The following is a 23,026-nucleotide window of genomic DNA, read 5'->3' as shown; positions in this document are numbered from 1 at the left end:
GGGCTTATCCGTTTCTGCCGGAAGGCGATACCGCCTCCGGGAAGTCACCAGCGCGAGAGCTTAGAAACCCATGCCGCCCATGCCGCCCATGTCAGGCATCGCAGGTGCGGACGACTTGTCTTCCGGGCGTTCCACGATTGCCGCTTCGGTGGTGATCAGCAGGCCAGCGACCGAGGCCGCATCCTGCAACGCCACGCGAACCACCTTGGTCGGATCGATCACGCCCGAGGCGACGAGGTTCTCATAGGTGTCGGTCGCCGCGTTGAACCCTTGGGTTTCGTCATCTTCGCGCAGCAGGTTGCCCGCAACCACCGCGCCATCATGGCCGGCGTTCTGGGCGATCTGCTTGATCGGGGTGGTGATCGCCTTGCGGATGATGTCGATGCCGCGGGTCTGGTCTTCGTTCGCGCCCTTCATCCCTTCCAGGGCTTTGGTGGCGTAAAGCAGCGCGGTGCCGCCGCCCGGAACGATGCCTTCTTCGACCGCAGCGCGGGTCGCGTGGAGCGCGTCATCAACGCGGTCCTTGCGTTCCTTCACTTCGACTTCGGATGCGCCGCCAACCTTGATCACGGCCACGCCGCCAGCCAGCTTGGCAAGCCGTTCCTGCAGCTTTTCGCGGTCGTAATCGCTGGTGGTGTTGTCGATCTGGGTGCGGATTTCAGCCACGCGCGCCTTGATGTCGTCAGCTGCGCCGGCGCCATCGACGATGGTGGTGTTGTCCTTGTCGATCGAAACCTTCTTGGCTTCACCCAACATCCCGACAGTGACGTTTTCGAGCTTGATGCCGAGGTCTTCGGAAATCATCTCGCCCTTGGTCAGGATCGCGATGTCCTGCAGCATCGCCTTGCGACGATCGCCAAAGCCGGGGGCCTTGACCGCCGCAACCTTCAGCCCGCCGCGCAGCTTGTTGACCACCAGGGTCGCCAGCGCTTCGCCTTCGATATCTTCGGCGATGATCAGCAGCGGACGGCCCGACTGCACCACAGCTTCAAGGATCGGCAGCATCGACTGCAGGTTCGACAGCTTCTTTTCGTGGATCAGGATATAGGGATTTTCCAGTTCCACGGTCATCTTGTCGGGGTTGGTGATGAAGTAGGGCGACAGGTAGCCGCGATCAAACTGCATGCCTTCGACGACATCGAGTTCAAATTCGAGGCCTTTGGCTTCCTCGACGGTGATCACGCCTTCCTTGCCGACCTTTTCCATGGCCTGAGCGATTTTTTCGCCCACTTCCACGTCGCCATTGGCCGAAATGATCCCGACCTGCGCGATTTCGGAGGAACCTGACACGTCCTTCGAACGGCTCTTGAGGTTTTCGACCACCTTGGTGACGGCCAGATCAATGCCGCGCTTCAGATCCATCGGGTTCATGCCGGCGGCGACCGACTTCATGCCTTCGGTGACAATCGCCTGAGCGAGCACGGTGGCGGTGGTGGTGCCATCGCCAGCCGTATCATTGGCCTTGCTGGCGACTTCGCGCAGCATCTGTGCGCCCATGTTTTCGAACTTGTCCTTAAGTTCGATTTCCTTGGCGACGGTGACGCCGTCCTTGGTGATGCGCGGTGCGCCGAAGCTCTTGTCGATCACGACGTGGCGCCCCTTGGGGCCGAGCGTGACCTTGACGGCATTGGCGAGGATATCGACGCCGCGCAGAATGCCTTCGCGGGCTTCGCGGCCGAACTTTACGTCCTTGGCAGCCATGATTGTTTCTCCTGAAATTGGTTGTTTGGAAAGGAAAAGCTTGTGGGATCAGCCGATGATCCCCATGATGTCGCTTTCCTTCATGATCAGCAGGTCTTCCCCGTCGATCTTGACTTCGGTGCCCGACCACTTGCCGAACAACACGCGGTCGCCGGCCTTGACATCCATCGGGATGCGGTCGCCGTCTTCGTCACGGGCGCCGTCGCCAACGGCGACGATTTCGCCTTCGCTCGGCTTTTCCTGAGCGCTATCGGGGATGATGATGCCGCCAGCGGTCTTCTGGTCGGCTTCGATGCGACGGACCACAACGCGGTCGTGCAGCGGACGAAATGCCATGATGATGACCTTTCCTTGAATGAATGAGGTGTCTTGGCACTCTCCGCTTGAGAGTGCCAACGGGGCACATTTGGTCGTGGGCTGCGAATGAATCAAGGGCTGAACCGCAAAAAAATTCACTGCGCAGATGATTGTGCAGCTGATTTGGCGCGTGGGGTGGTCAGGGCTGGCCCGGTCGTTTATCTGGCACCGCAACCCGACCGATCCCGCGCACAGGCGCGGCCCATCCGATGGAGCCATTCCCCCGATGACCAGTCCGAAGCTCGCCAATCTCAACGCGAAACTCGCAAACGAGTTTGATATCGCCGCGCAGGCGCTGGTCTGGCTGCGCGAAAGCATCCCGCAATTAGCCGGGGCAATTGCGGTATTGGTGATCGGGGTGATCCTTGCCCGGTTGCTGTCAAAGGCGGCTGACCGCGCGCTGACCCGATCCGACCGGATCGAGCCGACGGTCGCCAAATTCCTCAGCAACATCATCAAATATGTGCTGTGGGTGGTGGTGGCCGTCACGGTGCTGACCCAGTTCGGGGTGAGAACCACCAGCATCATCGCCGCGCTTGGCGGTCTGGCACTGGCGGTCGGCCTCGCGCTGCAAGGCACGCTCAGCAATGTCGCGGCGGGGGTGATGATCCTGATCCAGCGCCCGTTCCGGGTGGGGGAGGCGATTAGTGCGGGCACCGTCACCGGCACGGTTCAGGCGATTGGCCTGTTTACCACCGAAATCCTCCAGTATGACGGGCTGTATGTAATGGTTCCCAACAATGAATTGTGGAACAAGCCGATCGTCAACTTTACCCGGATGCCGACCCGCCGGTTCGAACTGCTGATCGGCATTGGCTATTCAGACAATATCGAACAGGCGCGCGCGGAATTGCTGGCACTGGCGGCGGCCGATGACCGGGTGTTGGATGATCCCGAACCGGTGGCGTTTGTATCCGCCTTGGCCGATAGCGCGGTCACGATCGGGCTGCGGGTGTGGTGCGCGACCGATGATTACCTCGCGCTGTCATGGGCGTTGACCGAGGCGGCCAAGACCCGCTTTGGCGAAGTGGGAATCACCATTCCCTTCCCGCAGCGCGAAGTGCGAACCATCGTCGCGAGTGCTTAACGCGCGGTCAGGCCCAGCGCTTCGCGCCGATACCAGCGCCAGATCAGCAGCGCGGCGGCAAAGAACAGCCCGGTGGCCAGCCCGATCCACACGCCGGTGCCTTGCAGTGGCGTGAAAAAGCCGAGGCCGACCGACATGCCGATGCCCGGCACCCAATAGCTGAAGATCGCGATCCACATCGGCACGCGGGTGTCCTGCAATCCCCTGAGCGCGCCAGCCGCCACCGCCTGCACCCCGTCCGCCAGCTGGAATATCGCCGCCAGCACCAGGTATTGCAGCGCGAAACCAACCAGCGCGGCATTGGCCGGCGCGGCGGGATCGACATAGATCGTCAGCAGCAATTCGGGGAATGCAACCATCGCGCCCGCGGTCAACACCATGAACCCCGTGCCGATCCCCAGCGCCACCCAGCCAGCCCGCGCCACGCCCACCGGATCGCGCGCACCATAGAAATAGCCGACCCGGATGGCCGCGGCCTGTCCGACCCCGAACGGCACCTGAAACGCCATCGCCGCCAGTTGCAACGCCACGGTATGCCCCGCCAGTTCTGCCGCGCCGAACCGCCCCATCAGAAACGCTGCCGCCCCGAAAATGCCTGCCTCGGCGGTGATCGTCAGTGCAATCGGGGTGCCGATCCGGACAATCTGCTTCAGCCGCGCCCAATCGGGCGACCAGATCCTGCCCAACACGTGATAGCGGTGCAGCCGCCGGTCAAACCGGATCGCGGCAATATAGGTGCCCAGCGTGAAGAACGCGGTGATGATCGTGGCCACGGCGGCCCCGGCCAGCCCCATTTCCGGCGCGCCGAGGTTGCCGTAAATAAAGGCGTAATTGGCCAGCGCGTTGACGAAAATGCCTAGCCCGGTGATCGCGGTGGCAAAGATCGGGCGGCCCAGCGCCGACACGAAATTGCGCAGCACCGCCGCCAGCAGCATCGGCACCATCGAAAACACGACCACGTTATTATACTGGTTGGCGAGCGCCATAATGCCCGCCTGCTGGCCCGACACACGCATGATCGGATCAAGCAGCAGGCACAGCCCCATCCCGCCAATCCCGGCGATCACCGCAAGCCATAATGCCATCCGCACCGAGCGCCGCACCGGGCGCAGTGCAGGCGCGCGTGCGCCGACCGATTCGGCAATCAGCGGCGCGACTGCACCGATCAATCCGGTCAGCGCCCACAGCACCAGCCCGAACAGCGACACCGCCAGCGCCGATCCAGCCAGTTCCTCCTCACCCAGCCGGGCGATGAAGATCACGTCGACCGCATAGGTCAGCATTTGCAGCAGATTGGCAGCCGCCAACGGCCCCGCCAGCCCCAGCGTGGCGCGCAGTTCCTGGCCCCAGGTGGGCGTGTTGAGGGGTATGGCCTGTTGCATGATCGTTCCGGTGCCCGCCGAAAGGCAGCCGGCCCCGATAGGCGCAGCCGCGATTCGGGGAAAGCACCAAAGCGGGCGCAGGGCGGAAAAGGCCGGTGGAGATGCAAAAAGGGCGGCACCATCGCTGGCGCCGCCCTCCCATCTGCGAGTGCTTCAAGACACCCGCAAAACTTAAGCGAAAGCTTACTTGAGCTCGACAGTGCCGCCGGCTTCTTCGATCTTCTTCTTGATCTCTTCGGCTTCGGCCTTGTTGATGCCTTCCTTGATCGCCTTCGGAGCCGATTCCACAAGGGTCTTGGCTTCGGTCAGGCCCAGACCAGTGATGGCGCGGACTTCCTTGATGACCTGAATCTTCTTCCCGCCGTCGCCGGTCAGGATAACATCGAATTCGGTCTGCTCTTCGACAGCTTCGGCAGCAGCGGCCGGGCCGGCGGCAACCGCAACCGCAGCAGCGGCGCTAACGCCCCATGCTTCTTCGAGCGCCTTGGCAAGATCAGCTGCCTCAAGCACGGTCAGCTTCGAAAGTTCTTCTACAAGCTTGGCAATATCAGCCATGATGGTTCACTCCAAATTTTGGCGGGGCCGGACACCATGTCCATAACCCCAAGATTGTGTCGTCTGACGAAAAACGTCTCTTAGGCTGCCTTGTCCGCATAGGCGGCGAAAACACGGGCGACCTTCGCGGCGGGCGCGGTAACGACCTGAGCGATTTTCGTCGCCGGGGCGTTGACCAGACCGATGAGCTTGGCGCGCAGCTCGTCGAGGCTCGGCATCGAGGCAAGCGCCCTGATCCCGGCTTCATCGAGCACCACCGAACCCATCGAACCGCCGACGATTTCAAGCTTGTCGTTCGTCTTGGCGAAATCGACAGCGGCCTTTGCAGCCGCGACCGGGTCTTTCGACCAGGCCAGCCCGACCGGGCCGGTGAACATATCATCCAGCCCGACATAGTCGGTGTTTTCAAGGGCGAGCTTGGCGAGACGATTCTTCGCAACCTTATAGGATGCACCAGCATCGCGCATCTTCGTGCGCAAGTCGGTGGACTGAGCCACCGTCATGCCGAGATTGCGGGTGACGACCACCACGCTGACCTCGTTGAAGACCGCATTGAGCTGGGCAACCGCGTCGGCTTTCTGCGAACGATCCATGCCATACTCCTTCACATTTGACCGTTCGGGATGGCTCCCGGACGATCGGCTACGTTTGTCCGCACGCGGAGCCGAGGCTCCGAACACGGGCGAGTCCGTCGAAAGGGAAGGAGGGTGTGCGCCAGCATCATGGCCAGCACGCGGGCGATTGCTTGCGCAAAATCGCCGGAATCTCGTTTCCCCGTCTAGGCTGGAAATTAAGAAGGCTCAATTGCCTTCACCAACTGTCTCGGACGGATGACCCCCGAAAGGGTCGGCAGGGCCATTAGCGACGGGGGGCGCAGAGTCAATCAAAAGCGTGAGAGCCCGATCTCCAACGTGTGAGCCCCCGCGCAGGCGGGGGTCTCAGTCGATGTAGCGCCATCCCGTCCGAGATCCCCGCCTTCGCGGGGACTCACATGGTTTCGCTACTCCCCTTCATAGGCGAGAAGATCGCCCGGCTGGCATTCCAGTTCGCGGCAGATCGCAGCGAGGGTGGAAAAACGGATCGCCTTGGCCTTGCCGGTCTTGAGGATCGAGAGGTTGGCGAGCGTCAGGCCCACGCGTTCGGCCAGATCTGTCAGGGTCATGCGGCGCGCGTGAAGCAGGTCGTCGAGTTTCACCATGATCCGGGTTCCTTCGATGTCATCGTTGATCGGGGGCATCAGACGGTTCCCTCCAGATCGGCGCGCATTGCAGTGCCGTGGCGGAAGACGCGGGCGAGGATGAACAGCGTGAGGACGAGAACGATGCCGCCAAAATCAACACCTGCGTCCACCGAAATCGCATCTTCCCCGGCAATGCTGGCAATATAGGTGCCAAGAATCGCAAGCGGGATGGCGGCAATATTGATGGCCAGCATGATCCAGCCCATCGCTGTCAGCCGATCAGCATTGGCGGGTATGAACGGGTCGCCTTCGCCAACACTGCGGACGATTGCCAGCATGGATTGGAAGAAGCGCCACGCGAGATACAACAGGGCTGCCACACCCGCGAGCAGCAGCGCGATCAGTGCCCGTATGTCGACTGTAAGCGGTGCGATCTCGGGCGCATCCACGAATTCGGCGCCGAAGATTAAAACGCCGGGAATGCAGATCACAACGATGATCCCGGCAAAGGCCAGCACCCCAACGATCAGCCAGATAATTGCCTTGGCGATGATCAGCAAAGGGTCGTTGGGTTGGTAGCGGTGGTTGCCCATGGTCATTATCCCCGGTTGGAGTGGGTCAATCATGCGATTTCAAAAGCGGCGTGCGGGACGTGAGTCTGCATAGGGGGCACGGCAACGATTGCACCGATTGATCCAAAGGCGAGGACGCAGGCGGCAACAACAGCAAGCGTGTGATTGAAAACATGGTTCATATCGATTTCCTTTAATGTTCACATCGTATGTCGATAAAATCCCTCTAACCCGATTCGCGGCTTATCGTCAATCAATAATATTGAAAAACGATATTTCAGGCGTTGTTTTTCGGTAAACCCGTCAAACTCGGCGCGATCATTCCCGCGCAGCGTTGACAGGCGCGGGGGGTAATCCTACATGGCGCTTTCTCGCTCGCTTCGAGCAGGACTGATTCATGCGCGGGTATCGGTCTGGGAATGGAAGCGGCGACACGCCATTTTCGCGACGCATGTTGAACGGCTGCTGCCAGTATCATTCTTCCAAGAGTGGTGCAGGGCACGCAGCGCTTGCGCGTCGCAATCGGCACCCATTCGCGCGGAACGACACGATATTTTCCTGTCCGCGCGGATAAGCTTCGCGCGGCCCAATCAAAGAGGCACATCTCCTCCATGGCAACCAAGGCGAAGACGCCCGTCACCCGCAGCCGCAAGGCCGAGGGCACCGCGAAAAAGCGCATCCGCAAGATTTTCGGCGACATCCACGAAGTCGTGCAGATGCCGAACCTGATCGAGGTGCAGCGCGAAAGCTACGAACAGTTCCTGCGGTCTGACAAGGCGACGGGCTATGTCTCCGGCCTCGAAAAGACCCTGCGTTCCGTGTTCCCGATCCGCGATTTCGCCGGCACTGCCGAGCTTGATTTCGTGCATTACGAACTCGAAGAACCCAAATACGACACCACCGAATGCCGTCAGCGCGGGATCACCTATGCCGCGCCGATGAAGGTGACGCTGCGCCTGATCGTGTTCGAAGTGGATCAGGAAACCGAAACCCGCTCGGTGCTCGATATCAAGGAGCAGGACGTTTACATGGGCGACATGCCGCTCATGACCGATAACGGCACCTTTATCGTCAACGGCACCGAACGCGTGATCGTATCGCAGATGCACCGTTCGCCGGGCGTGCTGTTCGATCATGATCGCGGCAAAACCCATTCGTCGGGCAAGCTGCTGTTTGCTGCCCGCGTGATCCCCTATCGCGGGTCGTGGCTCGATTTCGAATTCGACGCCAAGGACATCGTCAACGTCCGCATCGACCGCAAGCGCAAGCTGCCGGTCACCGCGCTGCTTTATGCGCTCGGCCTTGATGCCGAAGACATCCTGCAGCATTTCTATGACACGGTCGTTTGGGACCGCGCGAAAGACGGGTGGAAGATCCCGTTCGTGGCCGAACAATGGCGCGGGTCCAAGCCGACCTTCCCGCTGATCGACGCCGCCACCGGCGAAGAAGTGTTCCCCGCCGGGCAGAAGATTTCCCCGCGCGCTGCCAACAAGGCGGCCAAGGATGGCCTCGCTGATCTGCTGTTGCCGACCGAGGAAGTCGTCAGCCGCTATGCCGCGCGCGACATCATCGATGAAGGCACGGGCCGCATCTATATCGAAGCCGGTGACGAATTGACGCTCGAACATGTCGAGGCTTTCGACAAGGCCGGGATTGACCGGCTCGAACTGCTCGACATCGATGAAATCAACACCGGCCCGTGGATCCGCAACACGCTCAAGGTCGACAAGGCCGAAAACCGTGATGAGGGCCTCGAATCGATCTACAAGGTGATGCGTCCGGGCGAACCGCCGACGAAGGAAACTGCCGAGGCATTGTTCGAAGGCCTGTTCTTCGATGCCGAACGCTATGACCTGTCGGCTGTGGGCCGCGTCAAACTCAACATGCGGCTTGGGCTTGATGCCGAAGACACCGTGACCACGCTGCGCAAGGAAGATATCCTGGCGGTGGTCAAGGAACTGGTCGGCCTGAAAGACGGCAAGGGCGACGTCGATGATATCGACAACCTCGGCAACCGCCGGGTGCGTTCGGTGGGCGAGTTGCTGGAAAACCAGTACCGCGTCGGCCTGCTACGCATGGAGCGCGCGGTCAAGGAACGGATGTCGTCGGTCGATGTCTCGACCGTGATGCCCAATGACCTGATCAACGCCAAGCCCGCCGTGGCCGCGGTGCGTGAATTCTTCGGCTCATCACAGCTGTCGCAGTTCATGGATCAGACCAACCCGCTGGGCGAAGTCACCCACAAACGCCGCGTTTCGGCTTTGGGCCCGGGCGGTTTGACCCGCGAACGCGCAGGTTTTGAAGTGCGCGACGTTCACCCGACCCATTATGGCCGGATCTGCCCGATTGAAACGCCCGAAGGCCCGAACATCGGTCTGATCAACTCGCTGGCTTCGTTCAGCCGAGTCAACAAATACGGCTTCATCGAAACCCCTTATCGCAAGGTGATCGACGGCAAGGTGACCGCCGACGTGATCTACCTCTCCGCGATGGAGGAGCAGAAGCACACGGTTGCGCAGGCTTCCGCCGAACTGAACGACGACGGCAGCTTTGTCGAAGAACTGGTTTCCGCGCGTCACAATGGCGACAACCTGATGGCGCCGCGTGAACACGTTACGCTGATGGATGTGTCCCCGAAACAGCTGGTTTCGGTGGCTGCATCGCTGATCCCGTTCCTGGAAAACGATGACGCCAACCGCGCGTTGATGGGATCGAACATGCAGCGCCAGGCGGTGCCGCTGGTCAAGGCCGAAGCCCCGTGGGTCGGCACCGGGATGGAAGAAACCGTGGCGCGCGATTCGGGCGCGGCGATTGCAGCCAAGCGCGGCGGGATCGTCGATCAGGTCGACGCCACCCGCATCGTGATCCGCGCGATCGGCGATGTCGAGCCGGGTCAATCGGGCGTCGACATCTACACGCTGCAAAAGTTCCAGCGGTCGAACCAGAACACCTGCATCAATCAGCGGCCGCTGGTGAAGGTGGGTGAAGTGATCGAGCAGGGCGATATTATCGCCGATGGCCCGTCGACCGATCTGGGTGAACTGGCGCTGGGGCGCAACAGCCTCGTCGCGTTCATGCCGTGGAATGGCTACAACTACGAAGATTCGATCCTGCTTTCGGAACGGATCGTGAAAGATGACGTGTTCACCTCGATCCATATCGAGGAATTCGAAGTCATGGCCCGCGATACCAAACTGGGGCCGGAAGACATCACCCGCGACATTCCCAATGTCGGTGAGGAAGCGCTGCGCAACCTCGACGAAGCCGGGATCGTCTATGTCGGGGCAGAAGTGCATCCGGGCGATATTCTGGTCGGCAAGATCACGCCCAAGGGTGAAAGCCCGATGACGCCGGAAGAAAAGCTGCTGCGCGCCATCTTCGGTGAAAAGGCGTCTGACGTGCGCGATACATCGCTGCGGCTGCCGCCGGGCGTGGCGGGCACGATCGTGGAAGTTCGGGTGTTCAACCGCCACGGGATCGAAATCGATGATCGTACCCGTGCGATCCAGAACGAGGAAATCGAACATCTGCGCAAGGATTGCGCGGATGAACGCAACATCCTCAACCGCGCGACCTATAATCGCCTGCACGACATGCTGCTGGGTCAGGTGGCAAGCGCCGCGCCCAAAGGCATCAAGAAAGGCGCCGAGATCACCGCAGAGATGCTCGACCAGATCGACCGCTACGAATGGTTCAAATTCGCAGTGGCCGATGATGGCCGCCAGTCACAGATCGAAGCGATCAAAGCGCAGTACGACGAAGCTGCCGCGCTGATCGATGCCAAGTTTGCCGACCGCAAGGAAAAGCTGGAACGCGGCGATGATCTGGCACCGGGCGTGCTCAAGATGGTCAAGGTGTTCGTGGCGATCAAACGCAAGATGCAGCCCGGCGATAAGATGGCCGGGCGCCACGGCAACAAGGGCGTGGTCAGCCGCATCCTGCCGGTCGAGGATATGCCGTTCCTCGCCGATGGGACGCCGGTTGATATCGTGCTCAATCCGCTGGGCGTGCCATCGCGCATGAATGTCGGGCAGATCTTTGAAACCCATCTCGGCTTTGCCGCGCGGGCGCTCGGCATGGATATCGCGGACAAGCTCGAAGAGTGGAAACGCGCCAATCCCCACGCGGCCGAAGACTATGCCAATGTGAAACCGCCCGAAGCCGTGATGGAACGGTTGAAGGATGTTTACGGCGAACAATATTTCGAAGACCTCGAAAGCCGTTCGACCGCCAGCATTGTCGAACTCGCCACCAATGTTTCCGCAGGCGTGCCGATGGGAACGCCGGTGTTTGACGGCGCGCGTGAACCCGACGTGTCGGAAATGCTGATCAAGGCCGGGATCGATTCCTCGGGCCAGTCGGTGCTGTATGATGGCCGCACGGGCGATGCGTTTGACCGCAAGGTGACGGTGGGCATCATCTATATGCTCAAACTGCACCACTTGGTCGACGACAAGATCCACGCGCGTTCGATCGGGCCCTACAGCCTCGTCACCCAGCAGCCGCTGGGCGGCAAGGCGCAGTTCGGCGGCCAGCGCTTCGGCGAAATGGAAGTCTGGGCGCTGCAAGCCTACGGCGCGGCCTATACCTTGCAGGAAATGCTGACGGTGAAGTCCGATGACGTGGTCGGGCGCACCAAGGTTTACGAAGCGATCGTCAAGGGTGACGATACCTTCGAGGCCGGCATTCCCGAGAGCTTCAACGTTCTCGTGAAGGAAATGCGCTCGCTGGGTCTGAACGTCGAACTGAAGTCGATCCTCGACGAAGATGACGCCGACCAGACCGATTACAGCGCGATTGCAGCGGAATAGGGCGCGGGGGTTTTGCCCCCGCCCCTTCGGCCCCGCGCCATCCGCCTTCGAGTTTTATCCCCCTAAGGGAACACAGTCATGAACGATCTTAGCAAATTCTCCAACCAGCTGGCCAAGCCTGAAACCTTTGACCAGATCCAGATCGGCATCGCCAGCCCCGAGCGGATTCGCTCGTGGTCCTATGGTGAGATCAAGAAGCCCGAAACCATCAACTACCGCACGTTCAAGCCCGAACGTGACGGGTTGTTCTGCGCGCGCATCTTCGGCCCCGTGAAGGATTACGAATGCCTGTGCGGCAAGTACAAGCGCATGAAGTACAAGGGCGTCGTTTGCGAAAAGTGCGGCGTTGAAGTCACCGTGACCAAGGTGCGCCGCGAACGCATGGGCCACATCGAACTGGCCGCGCCGGTTGCGCATATCTGGTTCCTGAAATCGCTGCCGAGCCGCATCGGCCTGCTGCTCGACATGCAGTTGAAGCAGCTTGAGCGCGTGCTCTATTTCGAAAGCTACATCGTCACCGAACCGGGCCTCACCCCGCTGGAGAAATTCCAGCTGATGACCGAAGACGAACTGCTCGAAGCGCAGGACGAATATGGCGAAGACGCCTTCACCGCCGATATCGGCGCGGAAGCCGTGCGCACCATGCTGATCCAGCTCGACCTTGAGGCCGAGCGTGATGCGTTGATGGAGGAGCTCGCCACCACCAAGTCGCTGCTCAAGCCCAAGAAGATCATCAAGCGGCTGAAAGTGGTCGAAAGCTTCATCGATTCGGGCAACCGCCCCGAATGGATGATCTTGGAAGTGATCCCGGTCATCCCGCCCGAACTGCGCCCGCTGGTGCCGCTGGATGGCGGCCGCTTTGCGACCTCGGATCTCAATGACCTCTATCGCCGCGTCATCAACCGCAACAACCGTCTGAAGCGCCTGATTGAACTGCGCGCGCCGGACATCATCGTGCGCAATGAAAAGCGGATGTTGCAGGAAGCGGTCGATGCGCTGTTCGACAATGGCCGCCGTGGCCGCGTCATCACCGGCACCAACAAGCGCCCGCTGAAATCGCTGTCTGATATGCTCAAGGGCAAGCAGGGCCGCTTCCGCCAGAACCTGCTTGGTAAGCGTGTCGATTATTCGGGCCGTTCGGTGATCGTTACCGGGCCGGAACTGAAGCTGCACCAGTGCGGCTTGCCCAAGAAGATGGCGCTCGAACTGTTCAAGCCGTTCATCTACGCGCGGCTCGATGCCAAGGGCCTGTCGATGACCTTGAAGCAGGCCAAGAAGTGGGTCGAAAAGGAACGCAAGGAAGTCTGGGACATCCTTGACGAAGTGATCCGCGAACACCCCGTCATGCTCAACCGTGCGCCGACGCTGCACCGCTTGGGCATCCAGGCGTTTGAACCCGTGCTGATCGAAGGCAAGGCGATCCAGTTGCACCCGCTAGTGTGTGCAGCCTTCAACGCCGACTTTGACGGCGACCAGATGGCCGTCCACGTGCCGCTTTCGCTCGAAGCCCAGCTGGAAGCGCGCGTGCTGATGATGAGCACGAACAACATCCTTTCGCCCGCCAACGGCAAGCCGATCATCGTGCCGTCGCAGGACATGGTTCTGGGGATCTACTACCTTTCGATGGAGCGGCAGGAAAAGCACCCTGAATACCTCGAAAACGCCGATGGCACCAAGGTCGAGCGGCTCCAGCGTTTCTCCGACATGGCCGAAGTGCATCAGGCGCTGGAAACCAAGGCGGTCACGCTCCACACCAAGATCATCGCCCGCGTTCCGCAGGCCGATGAACATGGCAAGGTGGCGATGCAGCGGTTTGAAACGACGCCGGGCCGGATGCTGATTGGCGAATGTCTGCCCCAAAACCACAAGGTGCCGTTCGACATCATCAACCGCCTGCTGACCAAGCGGGAAATCGCCGACGTGATCGATCAGGTGTATCGCCACACCGGCCAGAAGGACACGGTGCTGTTCGCCGACGCGATCATGAGCCTCGGCTTCCGCTACGCGTTCAAGGCCGGGATCAGCTTTGGCAAGGATGACATGATCATCCCCGACGCCAAGGTGAAGATGGTGGATGAGACCAAGGAACTGGTGGCTGGGTATGAACAGCAATATCAGGACGGTCTGATCACCCAGCAGGAAAAATACAACAAGGTTATCGACGCCTGGTCGAAGTGCGGTGACATGGTTGCCGACGCGATGATGGCCGAGATCAAGGCAACCCCGATCGACGCGGACGGCAAGGAAGCGCAGATCAACTCGATCTACATGATGAGCCACTCCGGCGCGCGTGGTTCGCCGGCGCAGATGAAGCAGCTGGCCGGGATGCGCGGGCTGATGGCCAAGCCTTCGGGCGAGATCATCGAAACCCCGATCATTTCGAACTTCAAGGAAGGTCTGACCGTTCTTGAATACTTCAACTCCACCCACGGCGCGCGCAAGGGCCTCGCGGATACGGCGTTGAAGACGGCGAACTCGGGCTACCTCACCCGCCGTCTGGTCGATGTGTCGCAGGATTGCGTCATCACCGAAGAAGACTGCAAGACCGAAAACGCGCTCGAAATGCGCGCTATCGTGCAGGGCGGCAGCGTGATCGCGTCGCTGGGTGAGCGCATTCTGGGCCGCACCGTGGCGGAAGATGTCCTCAACGCTGCAACCGGCGAAGTCATCGTCAAGTCAGGCACCCTGCTTGACGAAGCAATGGTGGTGGATATCGAGGCGGCTGAAGTTCAGTCGGCGAAGATCCGTTCTCCGCTGGTGTGCCAGGCAGAACAGGGCGTGTGCGCGAGCTGTTATGGCCGTGACCTTGCCCGCGGCACCCCGGTCAATATCGGTGAAGCCGTCGGTGTTATCGCGGCGCAATCGATCGGTGAACCCGGCACGCAGCTGACGATGCGGACGTTCCACATCGGCGGCGCGGCGCAGATCAACGAAACCAGCCATCTTGAGGCGATTTCGGAAGGCCGCGTCGAATTCCGTGACATGCCGACCATCAGCGACAAACGCGGCCGCATCCTCAGCTTGGCCCGCAATGGTGAAATCGCGGTGATCGATGCCGAAGGGCGCGAGCGCGAGATGCACAAGGTGCCCTATGGTACGGTGCTGATGTTCAAGCATGGCGACCATGTGAAGATCGGTGATCGGATTGCCGAGTGGGATCCGTTCACCCTGCCGATCATCACCGAACAATCGGGCGTGGTGAAGTATCAGGACTTGATCGAAGGCATCACGCTCGAAGAACAGCTTGATGATGCCACCGGCATTGCCCAGCGCGTGGTGACAGAAAACCGCGCTACGGGACGCAAGAAGAAGGAAGACCTGCGTCCGCGTATGACCTTGCTTGCCGAAGGCGAGGGCGAGACCGAAGCGGCGCGTTATATGCTGGCTCCGGGCACCACGCTTTCGGTCGAGGATGGCCAGACGGTTGAAGCCGGCGACATCGTCGCCCGCGCCAGCCGCGAAGCCGCCAAGACCCGCGACATCACCGGCGGTCTGCCGCGTGTGGCCGAACTGTTCGAAGCGCGTATGCCCAAGGACGTTTCGGTGATCGCCAAGATTTCCGGCCGGATCGAATTCGTCCGTGAATACAAGGCGAAACGCAAGATCGCAATCATCCCCGAGGAAGGGGATCCAGTGGAATACCTGATCGCCAAGACCAAGGTGATTGATGTGCAGGAAGGCGACTACGTGAAGAAGGGGGACACCCTTGTTTCCGGATCGCCCAACCCGCATGATATCCTTGAGGTGATGGGTGTCGAGGCCTTGTCCGAATACATGGTCGACGAAATCCAGGAAGTGTACCGGCTTCAGGGCGTGAAGATCAACGACAAGCACATCGAGGTGATCGTTCGCCAGATGCTGCAAAAGGTTGAAATCACCAATGGCGGCGATACCACCCTGCTGCCGGGTGAACAGCTCGATCTGGCGGAAATGCTGGAATATAATGCCAAGCTGGGCAAGGGTAAGCAGCCCGCTGAAGGGGTGCCGATCCTGCTCGGGATCACCAAGGCAAGTCTGCAGACCCGCAGCTTCATCTCGGCGGCCTCGTTCCAGGAAACCACCCGTGTGCTGACGCAGGCGGCGGTTGAAGGGAAGAAGGACACGCTGGTCGGGCTGAAGGAAAACGTCATCGTTGGCCGCCTCATCCCCGCCGGTACCGGCGCGGGCATGAACAGGTTGCGCGTGACCGCCAACAGCCGCGACGCTGCGCTGAAGGCTGCGTGGAAAAAGCAGCAGGATGCGCTCGCCGCCAGCGGCCAGCGCGAAGCTGAACCCGCAGCGGACGCAGTTGGCTCGGAAGAGAAGATGAAGGCAGCGATGGCGGCGATGGCCGGTGCGGCCCCCGCATCGGATATCGAGGACGCTGGCGAGGAGTAATCCACCCCAGCGTTATTGCGATCCATGAATTGCCCCGCTGGAGCCAATGCTCCGGCGGGGCTTTTCTTTGCCAGTATCTTTGCCAATGTGCGCAGCGGGCCGCGCTCAGGGCATATAATGCTATTGCAACGCACTCGCAATTAAGCTAGCTATGCGGTCATCAATTCACACGTAGCACAAGCGAGGCTCCATGTCCCGGCCCCACACCCCCACCGCCACCGCGCGCACCATCATTGCCGCTTTGGCGCAGCCACCGCGGGCCGACGCGCTGGGGCCGATTGCGAGCCGCTTCATCCACGCATTGCGGTTGATCGCGCTGCACGATCGGATCGGGCGCGATCCGGTGCCCGAATTGGCAATCCGCCTGCAGGGGGTCGACGTGGCGGCAAAGGCGCTGATGCTGGCGCAGGAAATCGCTGCGAGTTGGCCGGAAAACATCCAGGCCTCGCGTTTCTGCTGCGGCTTGCTCAGCCATGATGAGGCGACCATTGGCGCGTTTGTGGATGCGGCTGCTGCGGGCGACCGCGTGGGCTTTGAAGCTGCGCTGACGGGATTGATCCGGGCCGACCGGATGCATCGCCTGTGGGAAGGCGCGCTAGCGCTGGTCGCGGCGGAGATGCGAATGGTGTGAACGCTTGCGGGCGGGCGGTGTGCGCTTTACCGCTTTCGGCCATGACCACTGCACCCACCACCACCCGTTTCGCCCCGTCGCCCACTGGCCGCCTGCATGTCGGCAATATCCGCACCGCGCTGCATAACTGGATGCTGGCGCGCCAATCGTCGGGCACCTTCATCTTGCGGATCGACGACACCGACGCTGCCCGCAGCCGGGAGGATTATGTCGACGCCATCCGCGCGGATCTGGCGTGGCTAGGCCTCGACTGGGACCGCGAAGAGCGCCAATCCTTGCGGTTAGACCGTTACGAGGCAGCCTTTGCCGCTTTGCAGGCCGCCGGGCGGATCTACGCCTGCTATGAAAGCGCGCAGGAACTGGAAGTGAAACGCAAGATCGCGCTGGGACGCGGGTTGCCACCGATCTATGATCGCGCCGCGCTGGATTTGTCCGACGATGAGCGCGCCGCCAAACACGCCGAAGGCATCGCCCCCCACTGGCGTTTCCTGCTCGACCACGCCGAGCCGATCGCATGGGATGATGCCATTCGCGGGCCGCAAAAGTTCGATGCGGCGCAGCTATCCGATCCGGTCATACGCCGCGCCGATGGTTCGTGGCTCTATATGATGCCAAGCGCGGTCGACGACATTGATATGGGCGTTATGCAGGTGCTGCGCGGCGAAGACCACGTTTCCAATACTGCAGTGCAAATTCAGATATTTACCGCACTTATTGCTGCGGGCTTTGCTGCAGCAAATGGTGCAGCAAAATGCGTTCCGGAATTCGCGCATGAAGCGCTGCTGGTGGGGCGTGAAGGCAAGTTGTCGAAGCGTCTCGGCTCGCTTGGCTGCGATGCCTTTCGCGAACGCGGGATTGAACCCGAAGCGATCATCGCATTGCTGGCGCGGCTCGGCACGTCGCAGCCGGTTGAACCCATTGCCGATCGGGCTGCGCTGATTGCCGGTTTCGACCTGTCGACCTTTGGCCGCGCGCCCGCCAAGTTTGACGACGAAGACCTCGATCGTCTCAACGCAGCGATCGTCCACCAACTGCCCTATACGGCGGTTCAGCATCGGCTTCCGCAGGGCATGGACGAGGCTGGGTGGCATGCGATCCGGCCCAATCTGGCGCATGTCGATGAGGTGGGCGAATGGTGGCGGCTGGTGACTGGCCCGATCACCCAAGGAGATTTCACACCAGAGGACAAAGCCTTTCTGGCCGACGCCGCACGGCTGCTGACGTGGGACGAAAACCCCTGGGCCGCGCTCACCACGGCGCTGAAGCAAGCCACGCAGCGCAAGGGCCGGGCGTTGTTTCTGCCGTTGCGGCAGGCGTTAACCGGCATGGATCACGGCCCCGATATGGGCGAACTGCTACCCTTGATCGGTGAGGCGGAGGCCCGCAGAAGGCTGCAATCGGCAGCTGGTTGAAATACCCTTAGTGCCGGTGCCGCGTCTGGCCCGCAACCCCGTTTCAACTGTGCCGGAATAGAGTCACAGCCAGCCCCGCCAGCTGCGGGATACGGTATCGTGGATGCAGTGCCCCTGTCCGAAGAAAATGCAGGGGCCGCACCCCCTCGTGGCCCCATAAACCACCCCGCATTTTGCCAACCCTTAGCTGCCGCCACAAGAACCGACGCAAAAGCGCGAGGATTGCGTTGACAGCCACCCCTCCCCACAGCTATTGGCCCGCCCCTACCCAGCTTCCGGCACCAATGACCGGTCGCAACCGTGCCCAGATGGCGGAATTGGTAGACGCACCAGCTTCAGGTGCTGGCGCTCGCAAGGGCGTGGAGGTTCGAGTCCTCTTCTGGGCACCATTTTCCTATACACAGATGTACGTGTGCGGTTGCTAAAGCCGCGGAAAACCGCCATATTCTTGCTTCAAACGTCCACGCTCGTTCAGCCATGTTTGCCCAGAATCGGGGGTTTCATGGGGTTCAGGAAGGGGTCCAAACCCCAGAATCAGCCTGCAGAACGAGGATTTCTGAAAGCGAGACCCCCAATGGCTCTCACTGATGTGCAAATTCGCAAAGCAATTCCGTCGGATAAGCAATATAAGCTGACTGATAGTGGCGGCCTTAGCCTGCTGGTTCGTCCTACGGGAACCAAGAGTTGGATCTGCAAGCTCACCATCCACGGCAAAGAGCAAAGACTCACCTTCGGCACCTACCCGCAGATGACGCTCAAAGAAGCCAGGAGCCGTCGTGACGAGGTGAAGCTCGAAATGATGCGAGGCGGAAACCCGATCCAGCGTCGACGCGACGAGAAGCTGGCAGCTCAACTCAGTGCGGGCAACCTGTTCGAGGACATCGCCGAGGAGTTCATTGCAAAGCGTGAAGCTGAGGAAGTTGCTCCGGCCACATTGAAGAAGCTGCACTGGTACTTGGAGCTTCTCCGCAAGGGCATAGGCAAGCGACCGATAGCAGAGATCAAGCCGCAGGAGCTCCTAGCCACGCTCAAGAAGATCGAGCGGAAAGGCTATCGCGAAAGCGCAAAGCGGGCTCGGTCGTTTGCCAGCCAGGTATTCAGGTATGGTGTCATGACCGGGCGGTGTGATGCAGAGGTGTTCGACGAAGTCTGGTTCAAGTGGCTTGTCGCCAAGGCCATCATCTTCCGCAGCTTGGAAAAACTGGTCCCTCAACAGCCTTGGTATGCCGGGGGATATCGTGCGAACATCGTCACATACGCATTCTCCAAGGTCGTGCATGACGCCCAGCTCAGGAAGCGGGTTCTCGACTTGGATCAGGTGTGGCGGCTCCAACGTGTGCCGGCAATGCTTGAGAGGGCGTTAACTTTCGCTGCCGAAGCGGCCAGGCTTCGGCACTGGGACGGGTCCGGATGAATGAAGTAATGCCCGTCCTTGGAAATGTGGCTCGTCACTGTCGTTGACGGTGCATGCCACATCTGCACTCGGAAGCGGTCGGCAAACTTGCCGCTCGTCCAACTTCTGTGTTCGGGAGCGAGAGCTTGTGGGAAGTCTTCTGCTTTTGGGGATCGCCCGAAAACCTCAGCGAACACGGAAGCGAATGCGTACCTAGCTAGGTCTGCAGCCATGTGCCCCCTACTCTCATGGTTCGGGAGTACCGGAAGACAATCGTCAATCAACCAGTCTGACAGTGCGTTATTCGCGAGAGGCGCGAGCTGCCTGCTGATACGAGGCGGGACTTCGCCACTCTCGACAAGCCTTTCCGCCTGTGCGGTCAATCGGCTGGAGACTTCAGAAAGCCATGTTCCGTCAACACGGCATGCTTCACTTGCGTCCCTGTAGGCATGCTCCACGATGTTGCGCCAAGCTTCATCCGCATCAGAGGATCTGCTGATGCCACTTCGAAGCCGGGGCATTCCGTGCAGTACGTCTTCAACGGTCAACCGATTTTCGGCCGGCTGAAGCTTCATGGGGGCCACGCGATCACGTTCGCAACGCTGATAGACGTCTTTGCGGATGCCGAGGAAGATGACACGGTGACGGCACTGCGGGACTCCGAAACTTTCGCTGCGGATGATGTGAGCCGAGGCGCCGTCCCGATCGTCACCGGCAAGGGGGATCAAAACGTAGCTGTCCGGGGTCCCACCGGCACCACGGAGATCGGTCACGATCTGATCGATCAGCCGCACACCATTGACCTTCGCAGACAACATCCCTTTGACGTTCTCCATGACGAAGGCGACCGGTTGAGTCAGGCCCACGATCCTGATGTACTCGCGATACAGAAAATGCCTGTGATCGGAGGCGGCGTCGTAATCGCCGATCCCTTTGTTCCGGGCTCGACCGACAAGCGAATACGCCTGACAGGGTGGTCCTCCGATAAGGATAGGAGACTTCTGACTTCTGTGGGTCACAGGAAGTTCGGAAAACAGATAGATGGCCAGAGGTTCGACACCGCTTCGCACAAGGGATTCGCTCAGCCCCCTGCTTGCGAGGTGTGTCCTGAAACCGCAGCTGAATTCTTGATGCCGTTGAAGCGCTGTGGTTGGCATTGCCTGTGGATGTGTTAGCGGTGATGATGCCAGCCAATGCCCCTCTAGTCCTAGCCCGAGACACGAACCTTCTTCACAAAAAAGTCCCGGGGTTCCATTGGGGGTTCAAAGCTTACAAGTCCTACAAATTAGATTTTAAATTAGATCTATAAGGGTTTCGTTCGAGTGCCTCTTCTGGCACCATTTGTTCTTCCGGATGCATCCACAGATGTCCGGAAAGTCCTGGAAATCAGCGGTTTTTGGCTGTTCCGTTCGTGATCGGTTTCCTTCCAAAGAAGCAGACCAAAACTGCTGCGTTTCAGGGATTGAACCTAATGATATCCTCATTCGGGAAATAGCGCAGATCAACTCCCAAATCACGCAAGGCCGCAAAACTCACCAGTCCCTGATCTGGCAATCGTGACGAAGCCTGCGCTTTGCCGATGGCTTGCTGTCCCATGATCGTCCTGACTGCTTCTGCATCGAGCAGCAAGTTGCCCTCCCCCGCTATGGTGATATCGATGTTGCCGATGAGATCGGTGCCAGCATAAATCGGCTTGTTCACGGTGAGTTGGCCGTCAACATCTGACCGTTGACGAAGCTTCAGGCTGTCCAGTTCATCTAGGGAAAAATCGACCGGCATCAGCGATAACAGGCGAGTTTCGGTTTTTGGCAGCGCTTCAGAGCCGCTGATCGGTTTTTCTGGATCGCGCCCCGTCGGCTCTTGTGTGGCGGGGGCCAACGACACTGCGCGTGCCGCCGTCGCGTCGCCTTGTTTCGCAGCCTGTTCCAAATCGAGGTCGTCGAGCCTGAACCGGATGCCGTCCGAGCTGGAAAACTGATGCAGCATCAGTCCCACTTGTGAGCGAAGGTCAATATTGGCCCCAAGCAGCATAACGGGAATGAGCACAATCAGCAGCAAGGCCATGAAGACCTCATCCCAGCTGTAGCTGTTGTGCTGACTTTTAGCCGCCATTCTTTCCCAACGTGGCCCAATCCAGACCGTTCGAATCAGGTTCGCTCCGGCCGGAATGGTTAACACCCAAGCGTTGTTTCAGCTTACCCTTCGTCAAATTCAACGTCTAGCACCGAAAGCAATCCCATCTGCATAACTGACCATACGCTCGCTTTCCCTCAACCAAGATGTTCGATTTGTCCAGCGTAGCGCTTCTCTTTAGTATCAGTTATTACGCCATTTTTTGATCATCTCAATGCTTTGGCTGGCATTCAGGCTGCCCGAGGTGGCTTTGTTTACACTCCCCGAGCGGCTGTCCATAATCAGGACACCATGCGTTCTGAAACCGACGAGTTTGTTTACAGTTTGTAAATTCAAGTTAACATCGCACCATAACAAACTGAGTCGCGGCGCACGTATCCCGTATCGGGTCACAAGCGATCTTCGTAAGCGGATCGGCTTGTTTGGATTCCCCGTAGGGTAAAGTGTGCCGGTGGCTTTGCCAGCGCTTGGGACCATGTCCCAAACGGCGCAAGAGGGGGTAAGAATGAACGAAGAACTGGGCGCCTTTGAGGGCGATTCGTACAGTGTCGACGAGGGGTCTTCGCAAGCGTCGCTCGCAAGCCTGCAACTGCAATCCTCGCGGCAAGCCAATCAGTTGACTCAAGCCGCAGCAGGCAATGTTGTAGTCCTCAATGAAGGGCAGACGATCGAACGGCTGGAGGCTGATGGCCCCGACCTCGTGATCGTCTTGACCGATGGATCAAGGATTGTGGTGCCGGACGGCATCATTCTGGTTCCGCAGATCATTGTTGACGGCACGCCGATCCCACCCGCCAACGTCGCGGCCCTGCTGGTTGGGAACGAACCAGAACCGGCCGCTGGCCCCAATCCCAGTTCTGGTGGTAACTTTGCAGTAGATCCAGGTGACATTCAGGCTGCCTTCGATCTGGGAGACCTGCTGCCCTATACCGAACTTCCCGTCAGGCTCGAACTTGAAGAAGAAGTCATCCCGGCTCTGTTGCCCGATGATGATGACGAAGTTACGATATTCGGCCTGGACAACGATACGCCCGAGGCGGTGCTTGACGAAGGCGCTCTGGCCAACGGGTCGGACGGCATTGGTTCGCTGAACGAAGGCGGAACCTTCTCGGTCGATGCGCCTGATGGGCTCGCCAGCGTTCAGGTCAATGGCGTGAACGTAGTGGCCGGCGGAGCATTCGCTGGCCCGGTCGAGATTGCAAATAACGGGATATTCTCAGTGACTATCACGGGCTGGACGCCGGTGTTCGCTGCGAACGGGACGACAGTTATCGGCGCGACATTTGATTACAGCGTCACGCTGCTGAACAACACCACCGCGCACCCCGCCGCAGGCGAGGACAGCGTGTTCGACAGCTTCACCGTGGTGGTCACCGATACCGATGGCTCCGATGCCAATGCCAGCCTTGATGTGCGGATCATCGATGATGTGCCG

16 protein-coding genes and 1 tRNA gene are annotated in these 23,026 nt (G+C 60.0%); 8 read left to right on the top strand and 9 right to left on the bottom strand.

Features of this window, described 5'->3' with window-relative positions:
* Window positions 1-60: 60 nt before the first annotated feature.
* Together groL and groES are read right to left on the bottom strand one after the other, a co-directional pair.
* Window positions 61-1,701: a chaperonin GroEL gene (gene groL / locus ACSSV3_RS11875; RefSeq protein ID WP_354326150.1), complete on the bottom strand. Its 1,641-nt coding sequence runs from the start codon at window positions 1,699-1,701 to the stop codon at window positions 61-63.
* Between the two features lie 48 nt (window positions 1,702-1,749).
* Window positions 1,750-2,037 (bottom strand): co-chaperone GroES, encoded by a 288-nt coding sequence (gene groES, locus ACSSV3_RS11870; protein ID WP_354326148.1) that lies wholly within the window; start codon window positions 2,035-2,037, stop codon window positions 1,750-1,752.
* A 247-nt stretch (window positions 2,038-2,284) separates the two neighbouring features.
* On the opposite strand from groES, the gene ACSSV3_RS11865 reads away from it, so the two are divergent.
* Window positions 2,285-3,145, top strand: a complete 861-nt coding sequence (locus tag ACSSV3_RS11865) for a mechanosensitive ion channel family protein (RefSeq protein ID WP_354326146.1) — start codon at window positions 2,285-2,287, stop codon at window positions 3,143-3,145.
* On the opposite strand, the gene ACSSV3_RS11860 is transcribed toward ACSSV3_RS11865, so the two are convergent.
* From ACSSV3_RS11860 to ACSSV3_RS11840, 5 genes are all read right to left on the bottom strand, one after another.
* Entirely contained in the window at window positions 3,142-4,527 is a 1,386-nt protein-coding gene (locus ACSSV3_RS11860; protein ID WP_354326144.1) for an MATE family efflux transporter, read from the bottom strand. The genes ACSSV3_RS11865 and ACSSV3_RS11860 overlap by 4 nt on opposite strands.
* A 183-nt stretch (window positions 4,528-4,710) precedes the next feature.
* On the bottom strand, window positions 4,711-5,082 hold the full coding sequence (gene rplL, locus ACSSV3_RS11855) for a 50S ribosomal protein L7/L12 (RefSeq protein ID WP_354326142.1): 372 nt from the start codon (window positions 5,080-5,082) through the stop codon (window positions 4,711-4,713).
* A gap of 80 nt (window positions 5,083-5,162) precedes the next feature.
* Window positions 5,163-5,675 (bottom strand): 50S ribosomal protein L10, encoded by a 513-nt coding sequence (rplJ, locus tag ACSSV3_RS11850; protein ID WP_354326140.1) that lies wholly within the window; start codon window positions 5,673-5,675, stop codon window positions 5,163-5,165.
* Between the two features lie 407 nt (window positions 5,676-6,082).
* A complete protein-coding gene (locus tag ACSSV3_RS11845) occupies window positions 6,083-6,319 on the bottom strand; it encodes a helix-turn-helix domain-containing protein (RefSeq protein ID WP_354326138.1) in 237 nt (78 codons plus the stop codon).
* Window positions 6,319-6,861 carry a DUF2975 domain-containing protein gene (locus ACSSV3_RS11840; protein ID WP_354326136.1) on the bottom strand — a complete coding sequence of 181 codons (543 nt, stop codon included), beginning with the start codon at window positions 6,859-6,861 and terminating at the stop codon, window positions 6,319-6,321. The genes ACSSV3_RS11845 and ACSSV3_RS11840 overlap by 1 nt, the downstream gene beginning before the upstream one ends.
* Window positions 6,862-7,445: 584 nt before the next feature.
* On the opposite strand from ACSSV3_RS11840, the gene rpoB reads away from it, so the two are divergent.
* The 6 genes from rpoB to ACSSV3_RS11810 all read left to right on the top strand — a co-directional run bounded on the left by rpoB (window position 7,446) and on the right by ACSSV3_RS11810 (window position 19,479).
* Window positions 7,446-11,645 (top strand): DNA-directed RNA polymerase subunit beta, encoded by a 4,200-nt coding sequence (rpoB, locus tag ACSSV3_RS11835; protein ID WP_354326134.1) that lies wholly within the window; start codon window positions 7,446-7,448, stop codon window positions 11,643-11,645.
* A gap of 78 nt (window positions 11,646-11,723) precedes the next feature.
* Window positions 11,724-16,022: a DNA-directed RNA polymerase subunit beta' gene (gene rpoC, locus ACSSV3_RS11830; protein WP_354326132.1), complete on the top strand. Its 4,299-nt coding sequence runs from the start codon at window positions 11,724-11,726 to the stop codon at window positions 16,020-16,022.
* A gap of 190 nt (window positions 16,023-16,212) precedes the next feature.
* Window positions 16,213-16,653 (top strand): DNA-directed RNA polymerase subunit beta', encoded by a 441-nt coding sequence (locus ACSSV3_RS11825; protein ID WP_354326131.1) that lies wholly within the window; start codon window positions 16,213-16,215, stop codon window positions 16,651-16,653.
* Window positions 16,654-16,694: 41 nt separating this feature from the next.
* Window positions 16,695-18,065, top strand: coding sequence for a glutamate--tRNA ligase (gene gltX / locus ACSSV3_RS11820; protein WP_354326129.1), 1,371 nt, complete (start codon window positions 16,695-16,697; stop codon window positions 18,063-18,065).
* 302 nt (window positions 18,066-18,367) lie between these two features.
* A tRNA-Leu gene (locus ACSSV3_RS11815) sits at window positions 18,368-18,454 on the top strand.
* 185 nt (window positions 18,455-18,639) lie between these two features.
* Entirely contained in the window at window positions 18,640-19,479 is an 840-nt protein-coding gene (locus ACSSV3_RS11810; protein ID WP_354326128.1) for an AIPR family protein, read from the top strand.
* Here the strand turns inward: ACSSV3_RS11810 and ACSSV3_RS11805 are convergent.
* Both ACSSV3_RS11805 and ACSSV3_RS11800 read right to left on the bottom strand, forming a co-directional pair.
* On the bottom strand, window positions 19,380-20,615 hold the full coding sequence (locus tag ACSSV3_RS11805) for a DNA cytosine methyltransferase (protein ID WP_354326127.1): 1,236 nt from the start codon (window positions 20,613-20,615) through the stop codon (window positions 19,380-19,382). The two genes, ACSSV3_RS11810 and ACSSV3_RS11805, sit on opposite strands and share 100 nt — an antisense overlap.
* Window positions 20,616-20,913: 298 nt before the next feature.
* A complete protein-coding gene (locus ACSSV3_RS11800) occupies window positions 20,914-21,636 on the bottom strand; it encodes a hypothetical protein (RefSeq protein ID WP_354326125.1) in 723 nt (240 codons plus the stop codon).
* Window positions 21,637-22,096: 460 nt separating this feature from the next.
* Here ACSSV3_RS11800 and ACSSV3_RS11795 point away from each other — a divergent pair.
* Window positions 22,097-23,026: hypothetical protein (locus tag ACSSV3_RS11795; protein ID WP_354326123.1), on the top strand; the 930-nt coding region annotated here is incomplete at its 3' end.

This window comes from Porphyrobacter sp. MBR-49 (genome assembly GCF_053628655.1).
Note: the sequence above shows the minus strand (reverse complement) of the source record. Positions and strands in the feature narration are given on the sequence as shown.

Coding starts and splice junctions, on each gene's coding strand:
- ACSSV3_RS11840 (WP_354326136.1), bottom strand. CDS start 6,861: ATGACCATGGGCAACCACCGCTACCAACCCAACGACCCTTTGCTGATC.
- groES (WP_354326148.1), bottom strand. CDS start 2,037: ATGGCATTTCGTCCGCTGCACGACCGCGTTGTGGTCCGTCGCATCGAA.
- ACSSV3_RS11805 (WP_354326127.1), bottom strand. CDS start 20,615: ATGCCAACCACAGCGCTTCAACGGCATCAAGAATTCAGCTGCGGTTTC.
- ACSSV3_RS11845 (WP_354326138.1), bottom strand. CDS start 6,319: ATGCCCCCGATCAACGATGACATCGAAGGAACCCGGATCATGGTGAAA.
- rplL (WP_354326142.1), bottom strand. CDS start 5,082: ATGGCTGATATTGCCAAGCTTGTAGAAGAACTTTCGAAGCTGACCGTG.
- ACSSV3_RS11860 (WP_354326144.1), bottom strand. CDS start 4,527: ATGCAACAGGCCATACCCCTCAACACGCCCACCTGGGGCCAGGAACTG.
- ACSSV3_RS11865 (WP_354326146.1), top strand. CDS start 2,285: ATGACCAGTCCGAAGCTCGCCAATCTCAACGCGAAACTCGCAAACGAG.
- gltX (WP_354326129.1), top strand. CDS start 16,695: ATGACCACTGCACCCACCACCACCCGTTTCGCCCCGTCGCCCACTGGC.
- groL (WP_354326150.1), bottom strand. CDS start 1,701: ATGGCTGCCAAGGACGTAAAGTTCGGCCGCGAAGCCCGCGAAGGCATT.
- rpoC (WP_354326132.1), top strand. CDS start 11,724: ATGAACGATCTTAGCAAATTCTCCAACCAGCTGGCCAAGCCTGAAACC.
- rplJ (WP_354326140.1), bottom strand. CDS start 5,675: ATGGATCGTTCGCAGAAAGCCGACGCGGTTGCCCAGCTCAATGCGGTC.
- ACSSV3_RS11810 (WP_354326128.1), top strand. CDS start 18,640: ATGGCTCTCACTGATGTGCAAATTCGCAAAGCAATTCCGTCGGATAAG.
- ACSSV3_RS11825 (WP_354326131.1), top strand. CDS start 16,213: ATGTCCCGGCCCCACACCCCCACCGCCACCGCGCGCACCATCATTGCC.
- rpoB (WP_354326134.1), top strand. CDS start 7,446: ATGGCAACCAAGGCGAAGACGCCCGTCACCCGCAGCCGCAAGGCCGAG.